This is a genomic window from Corynebacterium sp. HMSC04H06 (assembly GCF_001815935.1).
Classification (GTDB): domain Bacteria; phylum Actinomycetota; class Actinomycetes; order Mycobacteriales; family Mycobacteriaceae; genus Corynebacterium.
In genome coordinates this window covers 17,602-38,691 of the sequence record NZ_KV823406.1, presented here as the reverse complement: position 1 = coordinate 38,691, position 21,090 = coordinate 17,602, and the positions used below count along the sequence as shown (strand labels likewise).

The 21,090-nt window shown below is 65.2% G+C and carries 18 protein-coding genes and 1 pseudogene; 10 read left to right on the top strand and 9 right to left on the bottom strand.

Features of this window, described 5'->3' with window-relative positions; all coding sequences use genetic code 11:
- The first annotated feature begins 5 nt into the window (after positions 1–5).
- Complete coding sequence (locus HMPREF3067_RS01740) at positions 6–296, top strand: hypothetical protein (protein ID WP_070768023.1); 291 nt, start codon at positions 6–8, stop codon at positions 294–296.
- 141 nt (positions 297–437) lie between these two features.
- On the top strand, positions 438–695 hold the full coding sequence (locus tag HMPREF3067_RS01735; RefSeq protein ID WP_070768022.1) for a hypothetical protein: 258 nt from the start codon (positions 438–440) through the stop codon (positions 693–695).
- 134 nt (positions 696–829) lie between these two features.
- Here the strand turns inward: HMPREF3067_RS01735 and HMPREF3067_RS01730 are convergent, their stop codons facing one another.
- The 8 genes from HMPREF3067_RS01730 to HMPREF3067_RS01695 form a co-directional block, all read right to left on the bottom strand.
- A complete protein-coding gene (locus tag HMPREF3067_RS01730) occupies positions 830–2,461 on the bottom strand; it encodes an ABC-F family ATP-binding cassette domain-containing protein (protein ID WP_070768021.1) in 1,632 nt (543 codons plus the stop codon).
- Between the two features lie 92 nt (positions 2,462–2,553).
- A complete protein-coding gene (locus HMPREF3067_RS01725) occupies positions 2,554–2,961 on the bottom strand; it encodes a metal-sulfur cluster assembly factor (protein ID WP_070768020.1) in 408 nt (135 codons plus the stop codon).
- Positions 2,961–3,410 (bottom strand): Fe-S cluster assembly sulfur transfer protein SufU, encoded by a 450-nt coding sequence (sufU, locus tag HMPREF3067_RS01720; RefSeq protein ID WP_070768019.1) that lies wholly within the window; start codon positions 3,408–3,410, stop codon positions 2,961–2,963. Before sufU ends, HMPREF3067_RS01725 begins: the two co-directional genes overlap by 1 nt.
- Positions 3,411–4,655, bottom strand: coding sequence for a cysteine desulfurase (locus HMPREF3067_RS01715; RefSeq protein WP_070768018.1), 1,245 nt, complete (start codon positions 4,653–4,655; stop codon positions 3,411–3,413).
- 11 nt (positions 4,656–4,666) lie between these two features.
- Complete coding sequence (gene sufC, locus HMPREF3067_RS01710; protein ID WP_070768017.1) at positions 4,667–5,425, bottom strand: Fe-S cluster assembly ATPase SufC; 759 nt, start codon at positions 5,423–5,425, stop codon at positions 4,667–4,669.
- 41 nt (positions 5,426–5,466) lie between these two features.
- Positions 5,467–6,633 (bottom strand): Fe-S cluster assembly protein SufD, encoded by a 1,167-nt coding sequence (sufD, locus tag HMPREF3067_RS01705; protein ID WP_070768016.1) that lies wholly within the window; start codon positions 6,631–6,633, stop codon positions 5,467–5,469.
- Positions 6,634–6,638: 5 nt separating this feature from the next.
- Positions 6,639–8,084: a Fe-S cluster assembly protein SufB gene (sufB, locus tag HMPREF3067_RS01700; protein WP_070768015.1), complete on the bottom strand. Its 1,446-nt coding sequence runs from the start codon at positions 8,082–8,084 to the stop codon at positions 6,639–6,641.
- A gap of 30 nt (positions 8,085–8,114) precedes the next feature.
- A complete protein-coding gene (locus HMPREF3067_RS01695) occupies positions 8,115–8,834 on the bottom strand; it encodes a helix-turn-helix transcriptional regulator (RefSeq protein WP_070768014.1) in 720 nt (239 codons plus the stop codon).
- Positions 8,835–9,022: 188 nt separating this feature from the next.
- Between HMPREF3067_RS01695 and mptB the strand changes: the two genes are divergently transcribed.
- From mptB to HMPREF3067_RS01670, 5 genes and pseudogenes are all read left to right on the top strand, one after another.
- A complete protein-coding gene (gene mptB / locus HMPREF3067_RS01690; protein ID WP_070768013.1) occupies positions 9,023–10,786 on the top strand; it encodes a polyprenol phosphomannose-dependent alpha 1,6 mannosyltransferase MptB in 1,764 nt (587 codons plus the stop codon).
- A 6-nt stretch (positions 10,787–10,792) separates the two neighbouring features.
- Entirely contained in the window at positions 10,793–11,725 is a 933-nt protein-coding gene (locus HMPREF3067_RS01685; protein WP_070768012.1) for an ABC transporter ATP-binding protein, read from the top strand.
- A 10-nt stretch (positions 11,726–11,735) separates the two neighbouring features.
- Complete coding sequence (locus tag HMPREF3067_RS01680) at positions 11,736–12,548, top strand: ABC transporter permease (RefSeq protein WP_070768011.1); 813 nt, start codon at positions 11,736–11,738, stop codon at positions 12,546–12,548.
- A 74-nt stretch (positions 12,549–12,622) separates the two neighbouring features.
- Entirely contained in the window at positions 12,623–13,687 is a 1,065-nt protein-coding gene (locus HMPREF3067_RS01675) for a COX15/CtaA family protein (RefSeq protein ID WP_083319087.1), read from the top strand.
- A 19-nt stretch (positions 13,688–13,706) separates the two neighbouring features.
- A pseudogene (locus tag HMPREF3067_RS01670) lies at positions 13,707–14,671 on the top strand (quinone oxidoreductase).
- 105 nt (positions 14,672–14,776) lie between these two features.
- On the opposite strand, the gene HMPREF3067_RS01665 reads toward HMPREF3067_RS01670, so the two are convergent.
- Entirely contained in the window at positions 14,777–15,706 is a 930-nt protein-coding gene (locus HMPREF3067_RS01665) for a heme o synthase (RefSeq protein ID WP_070768112.1), read from the bottom strand.
- 446 nt (positions 15,707–16,152) lie between these two features.
- Here HMPREF3067_RS01665 and tkt point away from each other — a divergent pair, with 446 nt between their 5' ends.
- The 3 genes from tkt to zwf all read left to right on the top strand — a co-directional run bounded on the left by tkt (position 16,153) and on the right by zwf (position 21,079).
- On the top strand, positions 16,153–18,228 hold the full coding sequence (tkt, locus tag HMPREF3067_RS01660; protein WP_210400069.1) for a transketolase: 2,076 nt from the start codon (positions 16,153–16,155) through the stop codon (positions 18,226–18,228).
- A 57-nt stretch (positions 18,229–18,285) separates the two neighbouring features.
- On the top strand, positions 18,286–19,383 hold the full coding sequence (gene tal, locus HMPREF3067_RS01655) for a transaldolase (RefSeq protein WP_070768008.1): 1,098 nt from the start codon (positions 18,286–18,288) through the stop codon (positions 19,381–19,383).
- 244 nt (positions 19,384–19,627) lie between these two features.
- Positions 19,628–21,079, top strand: a complete 1,452-nt coding sequence (gene zwf, locus HMPREF3067_RS01650) for a glucose-6-phosphate dehydrogenase (RefSeq protein ID WP_070768007.1) — start codon at positions 19,628–19,630, stop codon at positions 21,077–21,079.
- The last annotated feature ends 11 nt before the right edge of the window (positions 21,080–21,090 follow it).

Sequence of the window (21,090 nt, the reverse complement as noted above, 5' to 3'; positions counted from 1 at the left end):
ACGCCATGACCGTCACCGAGATTTTCCAGTCCATCCTTCACGTCGCCGGCCTCGCCCTCCTCTTCGGCGCCGGCATCCCCCTCCTGTTTTCGCTCGGCATGCGCTGCATGACCGGCGATCCCATCCGCAACGCCGACGGCGTCGTGGTAGACGACACCCCGGCGAGCCCGCAGATGAAGGTGCTTGGCTGGACCGTCTACGCCGTTCTAGCCGCCATCATCATCCTGGCAATCGTCTGGATTGCCCGCGACACCATCGCCCATTACTTCGGCATGGAATTCTTCGGCGGCCTATAAACACTGGTTCGTGATTCCAGACACATCCAAAGTGAACAGAAAGTAAATTCCTAGTTACGTAAGGGTTGCTTTCGCAGTATGGGCGTCCTACAATTGAGGTATCAACAAAAGAGACGATCCGTATTCACGTGGAGGTGAGTCATGAAGACGACAATGCGCACCATCCTGGATGGCATTGCTGATACGTTCAAGGATTCTCTCACCGGTACCGGCGTGGATACCATTTCCGCTACCCCGGTCGAGGCCGCGGTGGCAGAATACTTGGTCGAGGCCGACTCGACCCCGGCAAACACGAAAGAGGCCGCCACGGCCTTCGAAGCTATCGCCGGCCACGCCCCCGATACCGACGAGATGATCCAGCTCGAAGCATTCCTACTGAGCTTCGGTTGGCTGCGCTAAGCCCAACCGCCAAAAGACGCACCGCCGCGGCTGCCTTCATGGCAACCCGCGGCGGTGCTTTTTGTCTCGAGCTTCCCCGCTACTCCCCTGCCACCTGGCCACACGGCTGGCAGGGGGCGTAAGAGCTAAGGCGTTTAGGCCAGCTCGACGATCTCCATGTACTCGTCCGACCAAAGGTCCTCGTCGCCGTCGGGCATGATGATGACGCGCTCGGGTTCAAGGGCCTTGACCGCACCTGGGTCATGGGTCACGAGGACGACGGCACCGGTGTAGGTGCGAAGGGCGTCTAGGACCTGTTCGCGGGAGATCGGGTCCAGGTTGTTGGTCGGCTCGTCCAGCAGTAGGACGTTAGCGCGTGAGGAGACCAGCGTGGCCAGGGCCAGGCGGGTCTTCTCACCGCCGGAAAGCGTGCCGGCGGGTTGCTCCAGCTTGTCGCCGGAGAACATGAACGCGCCCAGCAGACCGCGCAGGTCCTGCTGGCCGGCCTCCGGACAGGCCTCGATGGTGTTTTCCCACACGGTCTTGTCGCCGTCGATGGTGTCGTGCTCCTGGGCGAAGTAGCCGATCCGCAGGCCGTGGCCGCTGACGATACCGCCTTCGCCGTCGGTGCGCTCCACCCCGGCCAGCAGCTTGAGCAAGGTGGTCTTGCCCGCGCCGTTAGTACCCAGCACCACCACGCGGGAGCCCTTGTCGATGGCCAGGTCAACGCCGACGAAAACCTCCAGGGAGCCGTACATCTTGGTCAGCCCCTTGGCGTTCATCGGGGTCTTGCCGCAGGGCGCGGGCTCCGGGAACTTGATGCTGGCGAACTTGTCGCTCACGCGCACCTCGTCCAGTTCGTTCATCATGCGGTCGGCGCGAGCGAGCATCTGCTTCGCGGCCGCGGCCTTCGTCGCCTTCGCGCCCAGCTTCGCGGCCTGCTTGTGCAGCGCGGCGGCCTTCTTCTCCGCATTGGCGCGCTCGCGGCGCCGGCGGGCCTCGTCGGTAGCACGCGCGTCGAGGTACTTCTTGTACCCCATGTTGTAGACGTCGGCCTCGGCGCGGACCGCGTCCAAAAACCAGATCTTGTTGCAAACGGCATCAAGAAGCTCCACGTCGTGGGAGATCATGATGAGGCCGCCCTCATGCTTGGCCAGGAAGCCGCGCAGCCAGGTAATTGAGTCCGCGTCCAGGTGGTTGGTGGGCTCGTCCAGCAGCAGGGTCGTGTTGGACTTGCCCGCGCCCGCGGTGGCGGAGAAGAGAATTTGAGCCAGCTCCACGCGGCGGCGCTGGCCGCCCGACAGGGTCTTTAGCTGCTGGTCCAGCACGCGCTGCGGCAGACCCAGGTTATCGCAGATCTGGGCGCACTCGGCTGCGGCCTCGTAGCCGCCCAGCGCCTGGTAGCGCTCTTCCAGGCGCGAAAACTTGGCGATTGCCTTGTCGCGCTTGATGTCGTCGTCCGTGTTTTCCATGATGTGCTGCTGCTTTTCCATGGAACGCTGGATTTCATCTAGGCCGCGGGCAGAGAGCACGCGGTTGCGGGCGGATTGCTCAATATTGCCCTCCCGGGAGTCCTGCGGCAGGTAGCCGATGGGCCCAGAAGTAGTCACCGAACCGCCGTAAGGCTCCGTCTCCCCCGACAAAATGCGCATTGTGGTGGTCTTTCCGGCGCCGTTGCGGCCGATTAGCCCGATGCGGTCCCCCGGCTGGACGCGCAGGTGCTGCCCCGGGGCGTTGAGCAAAGTGCGGGCGCCGACGCGAACTTCCAAGTCATTGGTAACAATCACAACCCGCTAGTCTATCAACTTCCGCGCAGCACAAAGCCAGGCCCCCTGGACGAGCAGAGGAACCTGGCGGAGTGTGAGAAAAGCAGTCTAGCTTAGACAGCGAACCCGAGGGCCTGGAGCTGTTCGCGCCCCTCCTCGGTGATCATGTTCGGACCCCACGGCGGCATCCAGACCCAGTTGATTTCCAACTGGTCGGCTACCTTGTTGCCCACGACCGCCTGTTCGGCCTGTTCGGCGATAATGTCGGTCAACGGGCACGCCGGAGAGGTCAGCGTCATGTTAACGACGGCCTTTTCTTTGCCCTCGTTTTCTTCCATCCAGATCTCGTAGACCAAGCCGAGGTCGACGACGTTGATGCCGAGCTCGGGGTCGATGACGTCACGGAGGAACTCAGCGACGTCGTAGGCCTTCGCGATCTGCTCCTCGGTCTGCTCGGGGCGCTCGCGGCCCCCGTCGAAGCTCGAAGACTCGTTCTGGTACGGGTCAGTGGGCTGGGTCATTAGTGCTCCAATTCGTTGAGTGCGTCGCCTGCAGCGGCTTGGAATGCCTTCCAGCCTAGCAACGCGCATTTGACTCGGGCTGGGTATTGAGAAACCCCGGCGAAGGCCACGCCGTCGCCGATGATTTCGTCGTCGCCCTCTTCCTTGCCGCGGGAGGTCACCATCTTCTCGAACTCGGCGAGCTTCTGGTTAGCCACCTCCAGCGGCTGGCCCACGATCTCCTCGGCCATGACCGAGGTAGAGGCCTGCGAAATCGAGCACCCTTCCGCGTCGTAGGAAATGTCCTCCACGGTATTACCGTCCTCGGACAGCTTGACGCGCAAGGTCAGCTCGTCGCCACAGGACGGGTTCACGTGGTGAACCTCGGCTTGGTGGCCCTCCCGTAGGCCCTTGTACTGCGGGTTCTTGTAGTGATCCAGGATCACCTCTTGGTACATCGAATCCAGCATCTACACCACTCCAAAGAATTCTTGCGCCTTCTTGATGGCGGCGACCAGCTGGTCGACTTCTTCGCGCGTGTTGTACAGGTAGAAGCTCGCGCGCGCCGTGGACTGCACGCCCACCGCGCGGTGCACTGGCCACGCGCAGTGGTGACCCACGCGGATGGCGATGCCCTGGTCATCGAGCACCTGGCCCATATCGTGCGGGTGCACGCCGTCGACGAGGAAGGAAATGGCCCCGCCGCGGCGATCCGCCGTCTTCGGCCCCACGATGGTCAGGCCGTCGATCTGGTTCAGCTGCTCCAGCGCGTACTCGGTCAGTTCCCGCTCGTGGGCCTGGATGTTGTCCATGCCGATCTCGGACAGGTACTTGACCGCCGCGCCCAAGCCGACGACCTGGCTGGTCATCTGGGTACCGGCCTCGAAGCGCTGCGGCGGCTCCGCGAAGGTGGTGCCTTCCATCTTGACGACCTCGATCATCGAGCCGCCCGTCAAAAACGGCGGGAGGGCCTTCAGGTGCTCGGCCTTGCCGTAGAGCGCGCCGATGCCGGAGGGCCCGCACATCTTGTGCCCAGAGAAGGCGGCGAAGTCCACATCGAGCGCGTGGAAGTCGACCGGCATGTGCGGGACGGACTGGCAGGCGTCCAAGACGGTGAGTGCTCCCACGGCCCTCGCGCGGGAAACGATCTCCGCGACGTCGGCGACGGCACCCGTCACGTTGGACTGGTGGGTGAACGCAACAACCTTGACGGACTCGTCCAGCTCCAGGGAGTCCAGGTCGATCCGGCCGTCCTCGGTGACCGAGTACCACTTCAGGGTGGCGCCGGTGCGCCGCGCCAGTTCCTGCCACGGAACCAGGTTGGCGTGGTGCTCCAGCTCGGTGATGACGATGGTGTCATCGGCCGTGACGGCCAAGTCGCCGGCGCGGTCGTCGCCCAGTACGTAGGCCACCTCGTTGAGGGCCTCAGTCGCGTTCTTGGTGAACGCGATCTCGTCTCGGTCGGCGCCCACGAAGGCGGCGATCGCCTGGCGGGCCGACTCGTAGGCGTCGTCAGCTTCCTCGGCCAGCTGGTAGGCGCCGCGATGGACAGGTGCGAAGGTGTGCAGGACGAAGTCCTCCTCCGCCTTCCACACCGGCAGGGGCCGCTGCGAGGTCGCCCCGGAGTCGAGGTAGACCAGCGGCTTATCCCCGCGCACGGTGCGGTTTAAGACGGGGAACTGCGCCCGAATAGCTTGAGTATCTAGTGCTGACATAGTCTCCGGCTTTACTTGACGAACTTGTCGTAGCCCTCGGCCTCGAGCTGGTCTGCCAGTTCGGCGCCGCCGGTCTTGACGACCTGGCCGTGGGCGAAAACGTGGACGTAATCCGGCTTCACGTAGTTGAGGATGCGCTTGTAGTGCGTAATCAGCAGGATGCCGCCGTTGGTCTCTTCCTGGTACTGGTTGATGCCGTCGGAGACAATACGCAGCGCGTCCACATCGAGGCCGGAGTCGGTCTCATCCATGATGGCCATCTTCGGCTTCAGGATGTCCAGCTGCATGACCTCGTGGCGCTTCTTCTCGCCGCCGGAGAAGCCCTCGTTCACAGAGCGGTGGGCGAAGGACTTGTCGATCTGCAGCTGCTCGCGGGCCGCGGTCAGTTCCTTGTTCCACTCGCGCAGCTTCGGGGCCTCGCCGCGGGTAGCGGTGACGGCGGAGCGCAGGAACTGACTCATCTTCACGCCCGGGACCTCGGTCGGGTACTGCATGGCCAGAAAGAGGCCGGCGCGGGCGCGCTCGTCGACTTCCATGTCCAGCACGTTCTCGCCGTCGAGAAGGACTTCACCCTCGGTGACCTCGTACTTCGGGTGGCCGGCGATGACGTAAGACAGGGTGGACTTGCCGGAGCCGTTCGGGCCCATGATGGCGTGGGTCTCACCGGAGTTGATGGTCAGGTTCACGCCCTTGAGGATCTCCTTGGGCTCTTCGCCCTCTTCGTTCGGGAGCACCTGGGCGTGGAGGTTCTTGATTTCCAGAGTTGACATAGCGATTTAATCTTTCTGTTGCGTGGGTTTCAGCAGGGGCGCTAGGCGTTGATCTTCGCTAGCTCGTCAGAAACACGGTTTTCCAGCTCTTCGCGCAGGGACTCGACCGGAATGCGGTTGATGACCTCGTTGAAGAAGCCGCGGATGATAAGCCGGCGGGCCTCGGCCTCCGGGATACCGCGGGACATGAGGTAGAACAGCTCCAAGTCATCGAAGCGGCCGACGGTGGCAGCGTGGCCGGCGCCGGTGATTTCCCCGGTCTCGATCTCCAGGTTGGGGATCGCGTCGGCCCGCGCACCGTCGGTCAGGATGAGGTTGTTGTTCGTCTCATAGGTGTCGGTACCCTGCGCGTCGGCGCGGATGAGAACGTCGCCCACCCAGCAGGTGCGGGACTCGGCCTTCTTATCGCCCTGCAGCGCGCCCTTGTAGAGCACGCGGGAGCGGCAGTTCGGCACGGAGTGGTCGACCAGCATGCGGTTTTCGAAGTACTGGCCAGAGTCCGCGAAGTAGACGCCGAGCAGCTCGACGTCGGCGCCCGGGGCGCTGAAGGTCACGCGCGGGACGATGCGCACGATCTCGCCGCCGAAGATGGCGGAGTTGTGGCGCAGGGTGGCGTCGCGGCCCATCTTGATCGCCTGGTGCGACAGGTGGACTGCGTCGTTGTTCCAGTCGGCGTCGACAATGACGGTGACGTGGGCGCCGTCGCCGATGACGAACTCGACGTTGTCAGCGTGGGTGCCAGAGCCCTCGTACTTGAGCACGACGGTGGCCTCGGCGTGGTGGCCGACCTCGATGGAGGTGGCGCCGAAGCTGGTGACGCCGTCGCCGCGGCCGGTGATCGTCACGATGGTCGGCTCGCTAAGCTGTGCTTCCGGTTCGATGGTGACGATCTGGGCCTCCGGCATGGAGGTCCACGCCTGGGCTGCCACGCGGTCGGTGGGCTTGCCGGCCCGACCCAGCCGCTCGTCGGTGGGAGCGACCGTCTCGGTGCGGACCTCATCCGGACCGGTGACCTTCACGTCCTGGGCTACGGCCTCAGCAAACTCGCCGTTGTGCAGGCCGCGGAGGTTGCGCAGGGAGATAAAGCGCCACACCTCGTCGCGACCCTTCGGGATGTCGAAGTCCGCCACGTCGAAGGAACCGAAGAGATCACCCTTGGTGACCTGGTTCGGGTTCTTACGAGCAGAAAATTCGTTTGAGTTCACCATCGGGACTAGCCCACCGATCCTTCCATCTGTAGCTCGATGAGGCGGTTGAGCTCTAGGGCGTACTCCATCGGGAGCTCCTTGGCGATAGGCTCAACGAAACCGCGCACGATCATTGCCATTGCTTCTTCTTCCGCGATGCCACGCGACATCAGGTAGAACAACTGCTCCTCCGACACCTGCGAGACGGTCGCCTCGTGGCCCAGGGTCACGTGGTCGTTGCGGATATCGTTGTAGGGGTATGTGTCCGAACGCGAGATGCTGTCGACCAACAGGGCGTCGCACTCCACGTTGGAGGTGGAGTGGTGCGCGTTCTGGTTGACCTGCCCCAGGCCGCGGTAGGCCGCGCGCCCGCCAGCGCGGGCGACGGACTTGGACACGATGTTCGAGGAGGTGTGCGGCGCCATGTGCGTCATCTTCGCGCCGGTGTCCTGGAACTGGTCCTCGCCGGCGAAGGCCACGGAGAGCACCTCGCCACGGGCGTGCTCGCCGGTCAGCCAGACGGCCGGGTACTTCATGGTCACCTTGGAGCCGATGTTGCCGTCGACCCACTCCATGGTCGCGCCCTCTTCGCACTTGGTGCGCTTGGTCACCAGGTTGTAGACGTTGTTCGACCAGTTCTGGATGGTCGTGTAGCGGCAACGGCCGCCCTTCTTGACGATGATTTCCACGACGGCGGAGTGCAGGGAGTCCGACTTGTAGATCGGCGCGGTGCAGCCCTCGACGTAGTGCACGTAGGCGTCCTCATCGACGATGATGAGGGTGCGCTCGAACTGCCCCATGTTTTCCGTGTTGATGCGGAAATAAGCCTGCAGCGGGATGTCCACGTGGACTCCCGGCGGAACGTAGATAAAGGAGCCACCGGACCAGACGGCGGAGTTCAGCGAGGAGAACTTGTTGTCGCCGGCCGGGATGACCGTGCCGAAGTACTCCTTGAACAGCTCCTCGTGCTCGCGCAGCGCGGTGTCGGTGTCAACGAAGATAACGCCCTGGCGCTCTAGGTCCTCGCGGATCTGGTGGTAGACGACCTCCGACTCGTACTGGGCGGCGACGCCAGCCACCAGGCGCTGCTTTTCGGCGTCCGGAATACCCAGCTTGTCGTAGGTCTCCTTAATGTCGGCGGGCAGATCATCCCAGGTCTGGGCCTGCTCCTCGGTCGACTTGACGTAGTACTTGATGTTGTCGAAGTCGATGCCGGACAAATCCGCGCCCCAGGTCGGAATCGGCTTCTTCTCGAAAATGTTGAGGGCCTTGAGCCGCTGGTTGAGCATCCACTCGGGCTCGTTCTTCTGACGCGAGATGTCACGAACGACCTCCTCGCTCAGCCCACGACGTGCCGATGCGCCGGCCACGTCCGAGTCGTGCCAGCCATATTCGTACGCACCGATCGACTCGATGATTTCATCATCGGTCATCTTGGCCTCGGTACCCGGCGCAGATTGTGCCTGAGTCATGACCCGCTCCTTTCTCACTGCGTGTGAAGATTAGTTGCGTTGATTAAAAATTGGTGTCAAGGGGATGTTAGTCGTGCAGATCCCGTGGCCGTCCGCGATGGAGGCCAAAGGCTGCACGTGCTTGCCTAACAGGGCGGAAAAGACCTCCTGCTCCGCTTCACACAACTCGGGGTGCTCCGCTGCCACGTGAGCCACGGGGCAATGGTGCTGACAAATCTGCACTCCGTGTCCCGCGCTGGTCACGGTGGCGGCGTAACCGTGGTTGTCCAAGGCCGCGGCGAGCTCCGCCGCGATCTCTTCCACGGATTCGTCCTCCTGGACCAAGGGTTCCACGTCCGCCAGCAACCGCTCCATACGGGCTTTCGCAAATTGCTTGACGGCCGCAGAGCCACCGACTTCCCGAAGGGCTGTCAGCGCCTCGGAGGCGAGTTCGTCGTAGGCGTGCCCGAACTGGGCCCGTCCCTTGTCGGTGAGGCGGAAATGTTTGGCGGGGCGCCCACGGCCGGCCGGTTCCCCGTACTTGGGATGCGGCCGGCGGTGGACCACCTCCGTCAAATCCTCTCCCACCAGGATGTCTAGATGGCGTCGCACGCCCGCGGCGGACAGCCCCAGGCGCTTTCCCAGGTACGAAGCGGTGACCGGACCGTCCTTGAGCAGCAAAAGCATGACTTGGCGACGGGTATCCCCCTCCGTGGAGCGAGACTCCTTTGCCCGGCTGGCCGCCGCGGCAGCTCGCGCCTTCTCAGTCATGTCTTCCACCTCCTTGCGCACTCGCCGTGCACACTTAACAAGTCGTATCCGAGTCAGCCCCGTCGGTACCCGGGCTAACACTTTAGACAACACTAGTGTTCCCTAATTCATTCCCGAATGCCACCAACGCTGGTTATCGGCGTGCCGCCCGCCGGCTCCCGCAGCCCGAGTGCGTAAAGTAGACGCCGATGAAAAAGATGTTCGCCGCCGGTCTCGCCTCGCTGAGATCCGCACTTCCCCGCCTGGGCACGGCCGGTTCCCGGTCGGCGTTGCTGCACACCAGCGACGAGCCGACCTCCCGCGCGGAACGCGCAGAAGGCGGCGAGAAAGCCGCTCGCTTCGACCTGTTGCCGGTCGACCCCGTGGGGGGTAGCCGGGGGCGATATCCCGTCAGCCACCTGCGCGGCTTTTTCGTTCTGCGCTGGATGGGCACCGTAGGCGCCTTACTCATCGCCTTCGGCGGCCTGGGCGCGGGCGCGGTGCCCGTGGTCGGCAACCCTTACGACAACGTCCCCTTCGGGTCACTGATGTCCCGCATGCTGCAGACCGCCTCCGCCCTGGTCTTTCTGGGCGTGGCCCTGCTGGTGGTGGCCTGGGTGCTAATGGCGCCCTACGTGGGCGCGCCCCTGCGCCGGGCGCAGTGGACTCACCCAGCCATCGCCCCGCACCTTATTTGGCGCACCTTCGCCGGCTGGGTCATCCCGCTTATCCTGACCGCTCCCCTGTTCACCCAGGACATCTATTCCTACCTGGCCAACGGCTCCATCGTCGTCGCCGGACTGGACCCCTATTCGGCGGGCCCGGTGCAGCTGCTGGGACCGGAAAACGAGCTGGCCCGGTCCGTGCCGTTCATCTGGGCGAATTCGCCCTCTCCGTACGGCCCGGTCGCCCTGGGGCTGGCGGGCGCGGTCAGCTGGCTGACCCAAGACTCCATCCTCCTGGGCGTTATCGCCCACCGCCTACTGTCCATCCTGGGCGTCGGCGCCGCCGGCTGGGCGCTGACCCGGCTGGCGCTGCGCTGCCGGGTGAAGGTCGCCACGGCCCTGTGGCTGGGCATCCTCAACCCGCTGACGGTCCTCCACCTCATCGGCGGCATTCACAACGAGTCCATCATGCTGGGGCTCATCCTGGCCGGCGTCGAGTGCGGCCTCCGCGCCGCCGACCGGGTGGCGGACCTGCCGGCTGACGCGGGGCTGAACAGCCCCGCCGGGCGCGCTATCGCCGGCTACCTGGCCCTGTCCGTCGCGCTCATATCCTGCGCCGGCATGGTCAAGGTCACCGGCTTTATCGCCCTGGGCTTCGTCGGCATGACCCTGGCCCGCACGTTGGGCCGCCAACGCGGCGCCAGCCCCCTGCGGGCCATCACCTGCTCTGCCGCCCTCCACCTGGTCCTCCTCATTGCGACCATCGCCGCGGTCACCCTGCTCACGGGCATCGGCCTGGGCTGGATCACCGGCCAGGGCGGCGCGGCCACCATCCGGTCCTGGATGTCGGCGACCACCTCGGTGGGCGTGGGCACCGGCTTCCTGGGAATGCAACTGGGGCTGGGCGACCACACCGACGCCATCCTCTCAGTCACCCGCACCCTGGGCGTCTTGGTGGCCGGCGTGTTCATGATGCGCATGCTCTTTGCCACCTTCCGCGGCTCCATCCACTCGGTCGGCGGGCTCGGGGTCTCCACCCTGGTGCTGGTCGTCTTCTTCCCGGTGGTCCACCCCTGGTACATCCTGTGGGCGGTCTTTCCGCTGGCCGCTTGGGCCAACCGCCTGGTCTTCCGCGCCACGGTGGTCGGCTACTCGGCCATCGTCAGCTTCTTCGTCCTGCCCCGCGGCCTGGGGCTGCCGCCGATGACCATCCTGCTCATCTACCTTGCCGCGGCGGTAATGTTCGTCATAGTCGGCGGAATCTGGTGGGTGTTATTACGCCGATCGCGGGTCGATCTCCTAAGGTAGTGCGGTGTGACTAAAACTTTCGATGGATCTTTAGCGTTAGAGCTCCGCGGGGTACACAAGACCTACGGCGGCAAACCCGCTGTCAACGGGCTCGACCTGCGGGTTCCGCGCGGGCAGATGCTCTGTCTGCTCGGGCCGAACGGTGCCGGCAAGACCACCACCATTGAAATGTGCGAGGGGTTTATCTCCCCCACCTCCGGGACCATCCGCGTGCTGGGACTGGATCCCACCACGCAGGCGGACCAAGTGCGCGCCCGGATCGGCATCATGCTCCAGGGCGGCGGATCCTATTCCGGCATCCGCGTGCGCGAGATGCTGCACCTGGCCGCCAGCTACAACCAGAACCCGCACGACCCGGACTGGCTGATGGAGCTGCTCGGCCTCGAGGGCGTGGCCCGCCATACTTACCGCCGGCTCTCCGGCGGCCAGAAGCAGCGCCTGTCCCTGGCGCTGGCAGTCATCTCCCGGCCCGAGCTGGTCTTCCTCGACGAGCCGACCGCGGGCATGGATGCCCAATCCCGGCTGGCCGTCTGGCGGCTTATCGATGCCCTCAAGCGCGACGGCACCACCATCGTGCTGACCACCCACCTCATGGACGAGGCCGAGGCCCTGGCGGACTACATCGCCATCATCGACCAGGGCGAACTGATCGCTGAGGGCACCCCCAGCGAGCTGATGACGCGTACCGCGAACCCGCAGGTGACGGTCTCGACCAATGAGGCCATCGACGTCGAGCGCTTCGCCCGTGACTCCGGCATCGGCCTCGACCTGGTCCGCCCCCTGCACTACCGCGTGCACGCCGCGGGCACCCCGGAACTTCTGGTCCGGCTGACCGAGGCCCTGGCCCGCCAGGGGGTCCTGGCGCACCGCATCGACACCGCCCACCGGAACCTCGAGGATGTCTTCCTCGATCTCACCGGCCGAGAACTACGCAGCTAAGGGGAAAGCCATGGATACACCAACTACACCTGCTGATTCCACCCGGGCCGCGGGGCACGCCGGTGATTTCCCGCCGGGTACCTTCCGGCCGGCCCCGCAGCGGGCCTCGGTGGCCAAGCTGGCCTGGGCCCAGGGGGTCATCGAGTCCAAGCTGATGCTCCGCCACGGCGAGCAGTTACTGCTGAGCATCATCATCCCGGCGCTTTTGCTTTTCGGCGCGGCCCGGATGCCGCTTTTGGCGGACGAGATGAGCCTCGATCAGATCTTCCCGATGGTGCTCGCCGTGGCCGCCACCAGCGCGGGCTTCACCGGGCAGGCCATCTCTCTGGCCTTCGACCGGCGCTACGGCGCTCTGAAGCGCACCGGTGCCTCCGGCGTGCCCGCCTGGACAATCGTGACCGGGAAAATCATGGCGGTGCTGTCGATGGTCACCGTCCAGGTAGTCATCCTCGGCGTCATCGCCGTGCTCCTGGGCTTTCGGACCAGCTGGCTGGGCGTGCTGCTGGCGCTAGTCATCCTGCTGTTCGGCGTGGCCACCTTCACCGCCCTAGGCCTCATCCTGGGCGGCACGCTGTCCTCCGAGATCGTCCTGGCGCTGGCCAACCTTATCTGGTTCCTGCTGCTCGGTGTGGTCGGCTGGACGATGTACAGCCAGGGCCTAGGTTCCAACGGCCTGCTCAACGTGGTGCCCACGGTGGCCCTGGCCGGTGGACTGGCCGACGCGTTCGCCGGTGACCTACCCTGGGTACAGATGCTTGTCCTGGCCGCCTGGGCGGGTGCCGCGTCGTTGGCGGCGGCCAAATGGTTCCGGTTCGAAGGCTAAGTGTGAGTTATTTCTAAAAACCCAGCTTGAGACCTACTTTTCTTTTTAGTTCGACGTGAGTACGGAGTACCCTAATGACCGTGAGTGACAACGTGACAACCCCTGCTTCCCCCACCTCGGGTGATACCCGCCCCGGGTTCTTTTCCCGCCTAGGCGACTTCGTCCGCAACGGCGTGCCCAGCCTGCGCCAGCAGCGCATCATCGCGTTTATCCTGCTGCTGTGCCAGGGCGGCATTACGGTGTCCGGTTCCATCGTCCGCGTGACCGGCTCCGGCCTGGGCTGCGTGACGTGGCCTAATTGCCACCCCGGTTCGCTCGTCCCGCTGGAGGGCACCGCGCCGCTGATCCACCAGTTCATCGAGTTCGGCAACCGCCTGCTGACCTTCGTCGTGCTGGCGGCCGCCCTGGCCGCCGCCTTCGCCATGCACCGCGCGCGCCGCCGCAAGGAGCTCAAGGTCTACGCCTGGATTTCGGTCGCCGGCATCTTCGTCCAGGCGCTGATCGGCGCGCTGTCGGTCTTCCTGAAGCTGAAGTGGTGGGCCGTGGCCATCCACTTCCTGCCGTCGATGGTCCTGGTCTGGATCGCCGCGCTGCTGTACACCCGCCTGCGCCAGCCGGACGACGGCACCCCGACCCAGGCCTTCCCGCGCACCATCCGCAACCTGGCCGCCGTCGCCGCGGCCGCCCTGGCCGTCGTGCTCATCACCGGCACCTTCGTCACCGGTTCGGGCCGCCACGCCGGCGACGCCGAGGAGGGCATGCTGGGCCGCCTCCATCTGGACACCGAGTCCATGGCCGTCGTCCACGCGATGTGCATGTACGTCTATCTGGCCCTGACCTTGGTCGTCATCATCCTGCTCTACCGCAACCGCGTTTCCCGCCGGCCACGCAACATCGGCTGGTACCTGGTGGTGGCTATTTTGATTCAGTGGGCCATCGGCGTCATCCAGTTCCGCCTGGGTATTCCCCGCTGGACCATCCCGGTCCACATCGGGATGTCCTCCCTCGTCACCGCGCTGACCGCGGCACTCTACGCCTACGGCTTCGTTCGTACCGGCGGCACCGAGAACCTGGAAACGGGCTCGGTCGAGGGTGATAAGCGCTACGCCGATCGCCAAGCTGCCCTCGCCGCGCGCTAAAAACAGTTAACGTGGGTGTATGCATGCTATTCAAGTAAAGCGCCCGGCGGCCCGGAAGGGCTGGAGTACGTGTCCGTGGACGCCCCCGCCCCCACCGACAACGAGGTTCTCGTGGATGTCGAGCGGGCGGGGGTTAACTACATCGACACCTACTACCGCGAGGGCATCTACAACGCCAACGTCCCGTTCATCCTCGGCCTGGAAGGCGTCGGCCGCGTCAGCCACGATCCCCGCGGCGAGATCGCCGAAGGCACGCTGGTGGCCTGGCACCACGCCTTCGGCTCCTACGCCGAGCAGGTCTGCGTGGACCGTAACCGCATGGCCCAGGTGCCGGATGATTTCCCGCTGAATATCGCCGCGTCCATGATGCTGCAGGGCATGACGGCGCACTATCTCACCCACGGCGTCTACCAGCTAGAGGAAGGCTCCACCTGCCTGATCACCGCCGGCGCCGGCGGCGTGGGCCTGCTGGCCACCCAGATGGCCAAGTACTTAGGCGCCACGGTCTATTCGGTGGTCTCCTCCGATGAGAAGGAACAGCTGGCCTACGAGGCCGGCGCGGACCAGGTCTTCCGCTACTCCGACGTGCTGGCCGAGCAGGTCCGCCGTTTCAACGGCGGCCAGGGCGTCGACGTGGTCTACGACGGCGTCGGCCAGGCCACTTTCCAGGAGTCCCTCGAGGTCGTCCGCCCGCGCGGCACCGTCTGCCTCTTCGGCGCGGCCTCCGGCCCGGTAGAGCCCGTCGACCCGCAGGTGCTCAACACCCACGGCGCCATCTTCCTGACCCGCCCCTCGCTAGCCGCCTACACGGCTTCCGATGCCGAGTTCCAGAAGCGCTCCCAGGCCGTCGTCGAGATGATCCGCAGCGGCCACCTGACCCTGCGCGTGAGCAACGAGTACCCACTCGAGCAGGCCGAGCAAGCCCACCGCGACCTGCAGGCCCGCAAGACCACCGGCTCCATCGTCTTAAACCCCCGCGCCTAACGCATTAGACGCTTAAAACCCAGCCCGTCCTACCCCTGGTGGAAGAATCCACCGGATGGTAGACGGGCTGGGTTTCGTGCTGCTGCTCCCAAGCTTCCGCTCGGTTTAGAAGCCGAGGGCCTCGCCGACAGTCTGCCAGCCCAGCACGGCGTCGATGGACAGGCCGATAAAGAGCACGGACAGGTAGTTGTTCGAGTAGATGAACAAGCGCATGGGCTTGACCGTCTGCCCGCTCTTGACGCCCTGGTGCAGGCGGATGGCCATCCACAGGAAGGCGGCGCCGGAGATCACCGCGACCACCAGGTAGATCCAGGAGGTGGCCGGGACAATCAGCCAGGACACGATGACGGTGCCGATGGTGTACCAGACGATCTGACGGGTGACCTCCTGGTCGGAGGCCACCACGGGCAGCATCGGCACGCCGGCGCGGCGGTAGTCCTCCTTATACTTCATGGCCAGCGCCCAGGTGTGCGGCGGGGTCCAGAAGAAGATGATGAGGAACAAGACGATGGCCTGCCACCACTGGCCCGGCTCGTCGGCCGCGGCGTTGTCCTTGATCACGGCCCAGCCGACCATCGCCGGCATGCAGCCGGCCAGCCCGCCCCAGACGATGTTCTGGGCGTTGCGCATCTTCAAAAACTTCGTGTAAACGAAGACGTAAAACAGGTTCGTCAGGATGACGAAGAAGGCGGCGAGCCAGGAGTTGGCGATGACGCCGAGCCAGAAGATGGACAGCCCCAGCATGATCCAGGCGAAGATGGCGGCGTTGCGCTTACTGATCTTGGCGCGGACCAGCGGGCGGGCGCGGGTGCGCTGCATCTTCTGGTCGAGGTCGTAGTCCACCACGTTGTTGAACGTGTGGGCCGCCGCCGCGCCCATCCAGCCGCCGAAGAGCGTGGAGAGGATGAGCCAGATGTTGTCGCTGACGGCCTCGAAACCGCGCTGCGCCTGGAGCATCGCCGGAATTGCTGCGACGAGGAGGAGTTCGATGATCCTCGGTTTAGTCAGCGCAACATAGGCCTTGATGGTCTCCAAGGAATCATCCTCCAGCGTCCTGGGCACGAGCGGGTTGGTGGTCAAAAGGCGGCCGAAAAGGCCGCAGTTAAATGGTCGCCCCTACGCGGGCGATAGTTCCGCGCACGCCGTGATTCGTTACCAACTTCACAACGCCGGCGGGTGGGCAGGATTATTAGGGCATCTGGCGGCCCAGCCGCGCCCCGCAAGGGGGTGTGCTGATCCAGCCCCAGCCTTCCCTATCCCTGCCAGCCTACAACGTTTGGCGGATAAACCTTAAATTCTCCCCAACGTCGTGGCGCCGCCAACCATTTCTCCCCCGGCTTCGGTGGATGCCTCGGCAGGTGCTCCCTTGGGGAGGCAAAGTTCACTAGACTGAGGGAGGAATTTTCTAAGCACTTAAGACACCGAGCTAGTAAGGACCATTTACCGTGTCGGAAATTACCTTGTCGCCTGAGCTGCAGGCCATGACCGAGCGCCGTTACCCCGAGGATTGGAGCGACCGTGACACCCGCGCGGTCGACACCATCCGCGTGCTTGCCGCCGACGCCGTACAGAACTGCGGTTCCGGGCACCCGGGTACCGCGATGTCGCTGGCGCCGCTGGCTTACACGCTGTACCAGCGGATCCTCCACCACGACCCGCAGGATAAGGACTGGGCCGGCCGCGACCGCTTCGTTTTGTCCGTGGGCCACTCCTCCCTTACCCAGTACATCCAGCTCTTCCTGGGCGGTTTCGGCCTGGAGATGGACGACCTGAAGGCCCTGCGCACCTGGGGCTCGCGCACCCCGGGTCATCCGGAGGTCCACCACACCGACGGCGTCGAAATCACCACCGGCCCGCTGGGCCAGGGCCTGGCTTCCTCAGTGGGCATGGCCATGGCCGCCCGCAAGGAGCGCGGGCTCTTCGACCCGGAAACACCGGCCGGCGAGTCCCCCTTCGATCACTTCGTCTACGTCATCGCTTCCGACGGCGACCTGCAGGAGGGCGTGACCGCCGAGGCCTCCTCCCTGGCGGGCACGCAACAGCTGGGCAACCTAATCGTCTTCTGGGACGACAACCGTATCTCCATTGAGGACGACACCAACATCGCCTTCAACGAGGACGTCGTGGCCCGCTACGAGGCCTACGGCTGGCACGTCCAAACCGTCGAATCCGGCGAGGACGTCGTGGCCATCGAAAAGGCGGCGCGCGAGGCCCAGAAGGTCACCGACAAGCCCTCCTTCATCCGCGTCAAGACCGTCATCGGCTACCCGGCGCCGAACAAGATGAACACCGGTGGCGCCCACGGCGCCGCACTGGGCGACGACGAGGTCGCCGCCACCAAGGAGATCCTGGGCTTCGATCCGCAGGAGAGCTTCCACATCGACGCCGACGTGCTCGAGCACACCCGCAGCCTGGTCGAGCGCGGTGCGCAGGCCCACGCTGCCTGGCAGGAGCGCTTCGACGCCTGGGCCGAGAAGAACCCCGAGGCCAAGCAGCTCTTCGACCGGATGCAGGCCCGCCAGCTGCCGGAGGACTTCGGGGCCGAGCTGCCGACCTGGTCCACCGAGGACAAGCCGCTGGCTACCCGCAAGGCCTCGGAGGCGGCCATCCAGGCGCTGGCCGCTGCCCTGCCGGAGATGTGGGGCGGGTCGGCCGACCTGGCCGGTTCCAACAACACCGTGATCAAGGGCGCGGATTCCTTCGGCCCGACTGCTATCACCACCGACGCGTGGTCCGCCCAGCCCTACGGCCGCAACCTGCACTTCGGCATCCGCGAGCACGCGATGGCGGCGATCATGAACGGGATCGCCCTGCACGGCAACACCCGTGTCTACGGCGGCACCTTCCTGATCTTCTCCGAGTACCAGTTCCCGGCCATCCGCCTGGGCGCCTTGATGTCCACGGACACCTACTACGTCTGGACCCACGACTCCATCGGTCTGGGCGAGGACGGCCCGACCCATCAGCCGGTCGAGACCCTGGCGGCCCTGCGCGCGGTGCCCAACCTGGCGGTGATCCGCCCGGCGGACGCGAATGAGACCGCCCAGGCATGGGCCGCCGCCTTGGAGCGCCCGGCCGCCCCGAAGGGCCTGTCGCTGACCCGCCAGAACCTGCCCATCCTGGACGGCACCGCCGACAAGGCCGCCGAGGGCGTGCGCCGCGGCGCCTACACCCTGGTCGAGGCGACCGGCGGGGAGCCCGAGGTCATCCTGATCGCCACCGGCTCCGAGGTCCAGTACGCCGTCGAGGCTGCCAAGGTCCTCGAGGAACAGTCCGTACCCACCCGCGTGGTCTCCGCGCCGTGCCTCGAGTGGTTCGAGGAGCAGGACGCCGACTACCGCGAGCAGGTGCTGCCGGCCAAGGTCCGGGCCCGCGTGTCTGTGGAGGCCGCGGTGGCCCAGCCGTGGCACAAATACACCGGCACCTTCGGCCGCAACATCTCCCTCGAGCACTACGGCGCCTCGGCCCCGGCGGAAGAGCTCTTCGAGAAGTTCGGCTTCACCGCCCAGGCCGTCGTAGAGGCCGCCCAGGAATCCCTGGCCGCCGCCCGCGGCTAGTTGTTGCCCAGCCCGATCGAACTAGCTAATCCGAGCATTTCTTAAAGGAGAGCGCACATGAACAACGTTGACAAGCTCGCCCAGATGGGCACCTCGACGTGGTTGGACGACCTGTCCCGCCAGCGTCTGCAGTCCGGCAACCTCCGCGAACTCATCGACACCAAGAGCGTGGTAGGGGTCACGACCAACCCGACCATCTTCGCCAAAGCCATGTCCCAGGGCACGGCTTACGATGCCGACATTGCCAAACTCAAGGAGCAGCGCGCGGCCGTAGACGAGGCCGTCTACAGCCTGGCCATAGACGACGTGCGCGCCGCCTGCGACGAGCTTCACGACGTCTTCATCGATAGCAACGGCGAGGACGGCCGCGTGTCCATCGAGGTCGACCCGCGCATCTCTGACGACGCCGAGGCTACCTTGAATCAGGCCCGCGACCTGTGGAAGAAGGTCGATCGTCCCAACGCGATGATTAAGATCCCGGCGACCGACGGCTCGCTGCAGGCCATCGAGGACGCGTTGGCGGAGGGTATCTGCGTCAACGTGACCCTGATTTTCTCCCTGAAGCGCTACGTCAAGGTCGTCGACCGCTACAAGGAGGGCATCCGCCGCGCGGAGGCCGCCGGCCTGGACGTCACCAAGATTTTCTCGGTCGCCTCGATTTTCATCTCCCGCATCGACACCGAGGTCGACAAGCGGCTGTCGGAAATCGGCACCCCCGAAGCACTGGAGCTGCGCGGCCAGGTCGGCCTGGCTGAGGCCAAGCTCTGCTACGGCTTCTTCGAGTCCGCCTTCCTCCACCCAGAGCGCCTGCCCGCCCCGGATCCGCTGCCGGCGGGCGCGAATTTCCAGCGCCCGCTGTGGGCTTCTACCGGCGTGAAGAATCCGGAGTACCCGGCCACCCTGTACGTGACCGAGCTGGCCGGCCCGGAGACCGTCAACACCATGCCGGGGGCTACCCTGGACGCATTCCTGGACGCGGACGTGCGCCTGGGTGACGCCCTGACCGGCATGCTGGAGACCGCCAACAGCACCTGCGGGCGCGCGGGGCAGCTGGTCTCCCTCGAGGAGGTCTACGAGCAGCTCGAGCAGGAGGGCGTCGACAAGTTCGTGGCCTCCTGGAACGAGCTGCTGGAGACCATGTCCGCGAAGCTCTAGAACCCGCCCTTCGCTCGCCCGAAGGTGGGCATGGTGTCCCTGCCTAGGGCCGCGATTCGCAGCGCACCGCCGACGTTAACCGGCGGTGCGCTCCTCGCTACAATGGGTTACCGCAACCTTAAAATAAATAATGTCTTCTTAATCTCCGGCGAAAGGATTTCCCGTGTCAGACCCCAGCTCCTGGGACAACCCGTTAAGGGATGAAAGAGACAAACGCCTACCCCGCATTGCTGGCCCCTCCGGCATGGTCATCTTCGGCGTTACCGGCGATCTGGCACGGAAGAAGCTCCTGCCGGCCATCTACGACCTGGCTAACCGCGGCCTGCTGCCGGCCGGGTTCACCCTGATCGGCTACGGCCGCCGCGATTGGGACAAGCAAAAGTTCGCCAGCTACGTCCTGGACGCCGTCCAGGCCGGGGCTCGCACCGAGTTCCGCGAACACGTCTGGCAGCACTTGGCCCAGGGCGTAGAGTTCGTCACCGGCGGCTTCGACGACGCCGGCTTCGACAATCTCTCGACCCGCCTGAGCGAGCTGGACACCGCGCGCGGCACCGGCGGCAACTGGGCCTATTACCTGTCCGTCCCGCCGGAATTTTTCTCCAGCATCTGCCACCAGCTCGAGCGCGTCGGCATGGCCAAAAGCTCGGACAACACGTGGCGCCGCGTCATCATCGAAAAGCCCTTCGGCCACGACCAGAAGTCGGCCCGGGAGCTCAACGAGGTCGTCAACGCGGTCTTTCCGGAGCAATCCGTCTTCCGCATCGATCACTACCTGGGCAAGGAAACGGTCCAAAACATCATGGCGCTGCGCTTTGCCAACCAGATCTTTGAGCCAATGTGGAACGCCCACTACATCGACCACGTGCAGATCACCATGGCCGAGGACATCGGGCTGGGCGGCCGCGCCGGCTACTACGACGGCATCGGCGCCGCCCGCGACGTCATCCAGAACCACCTTCTGCAGCTGCTGGCGCTAGTGGCCATGGAGGAGCCCTCCTCCTTCGAGCCGGAGGCCCTGCAGGCGGAGAAGACCAAGGTGCTGCGCGCCACGACGCCGGTGCACCCGCTGAACAAGACCACCGCCCGCGGCCAATACACTTCCGGGTGGCAGGGCTCGGAATACGTCAAGGGCCTGCGCGAGGAGGAAGGCTTCGATCCGGAGTCGACGACGGAGACCTACGCGGCCTGCACGCTGGAGGTTAACTCCCGCCGCTGGGGCGGCGTGCCGTTCTACCTGCGCACCGGCAAGCGCCTAGGGCGCCGCGTGACCGAGATCGCCTTGGTCTTCAAGCACGCACCACACCAGCCCTTCCAGAACGGCCAGGCGGATGCGCTGGGCCAGAACGCCGTGGTGATCCGCGTGCAGCCGGACGAGGGCGTGACCATGCGCTTCGGTTCCAAGGTGCCGGGCTCCACGATGGAAGTCCGCGACGTGAACATGGACTTCGCCTACGCCGAGGCTTTCACCGAGGAATCCCCGGAGGCCTACGAGCGGCTTATCCTCGACGCGCTGCTGGACGAGTCCTCACTCTTCCCCACCAATGAGGAAGTCGAGCTGTCCTGGGCGATCCTGGACCCCATCCTCGATTATTGGGCCGAGGCCGGCCGCCCGGACGAGTACCCGGCCGGCACCTGGGGCCCGGAGTCCGCCGACAAGATGCTGCGCCGCCGGGGTCACTCCTGGCGCCGTCCTTAAGAGTTCGAGCG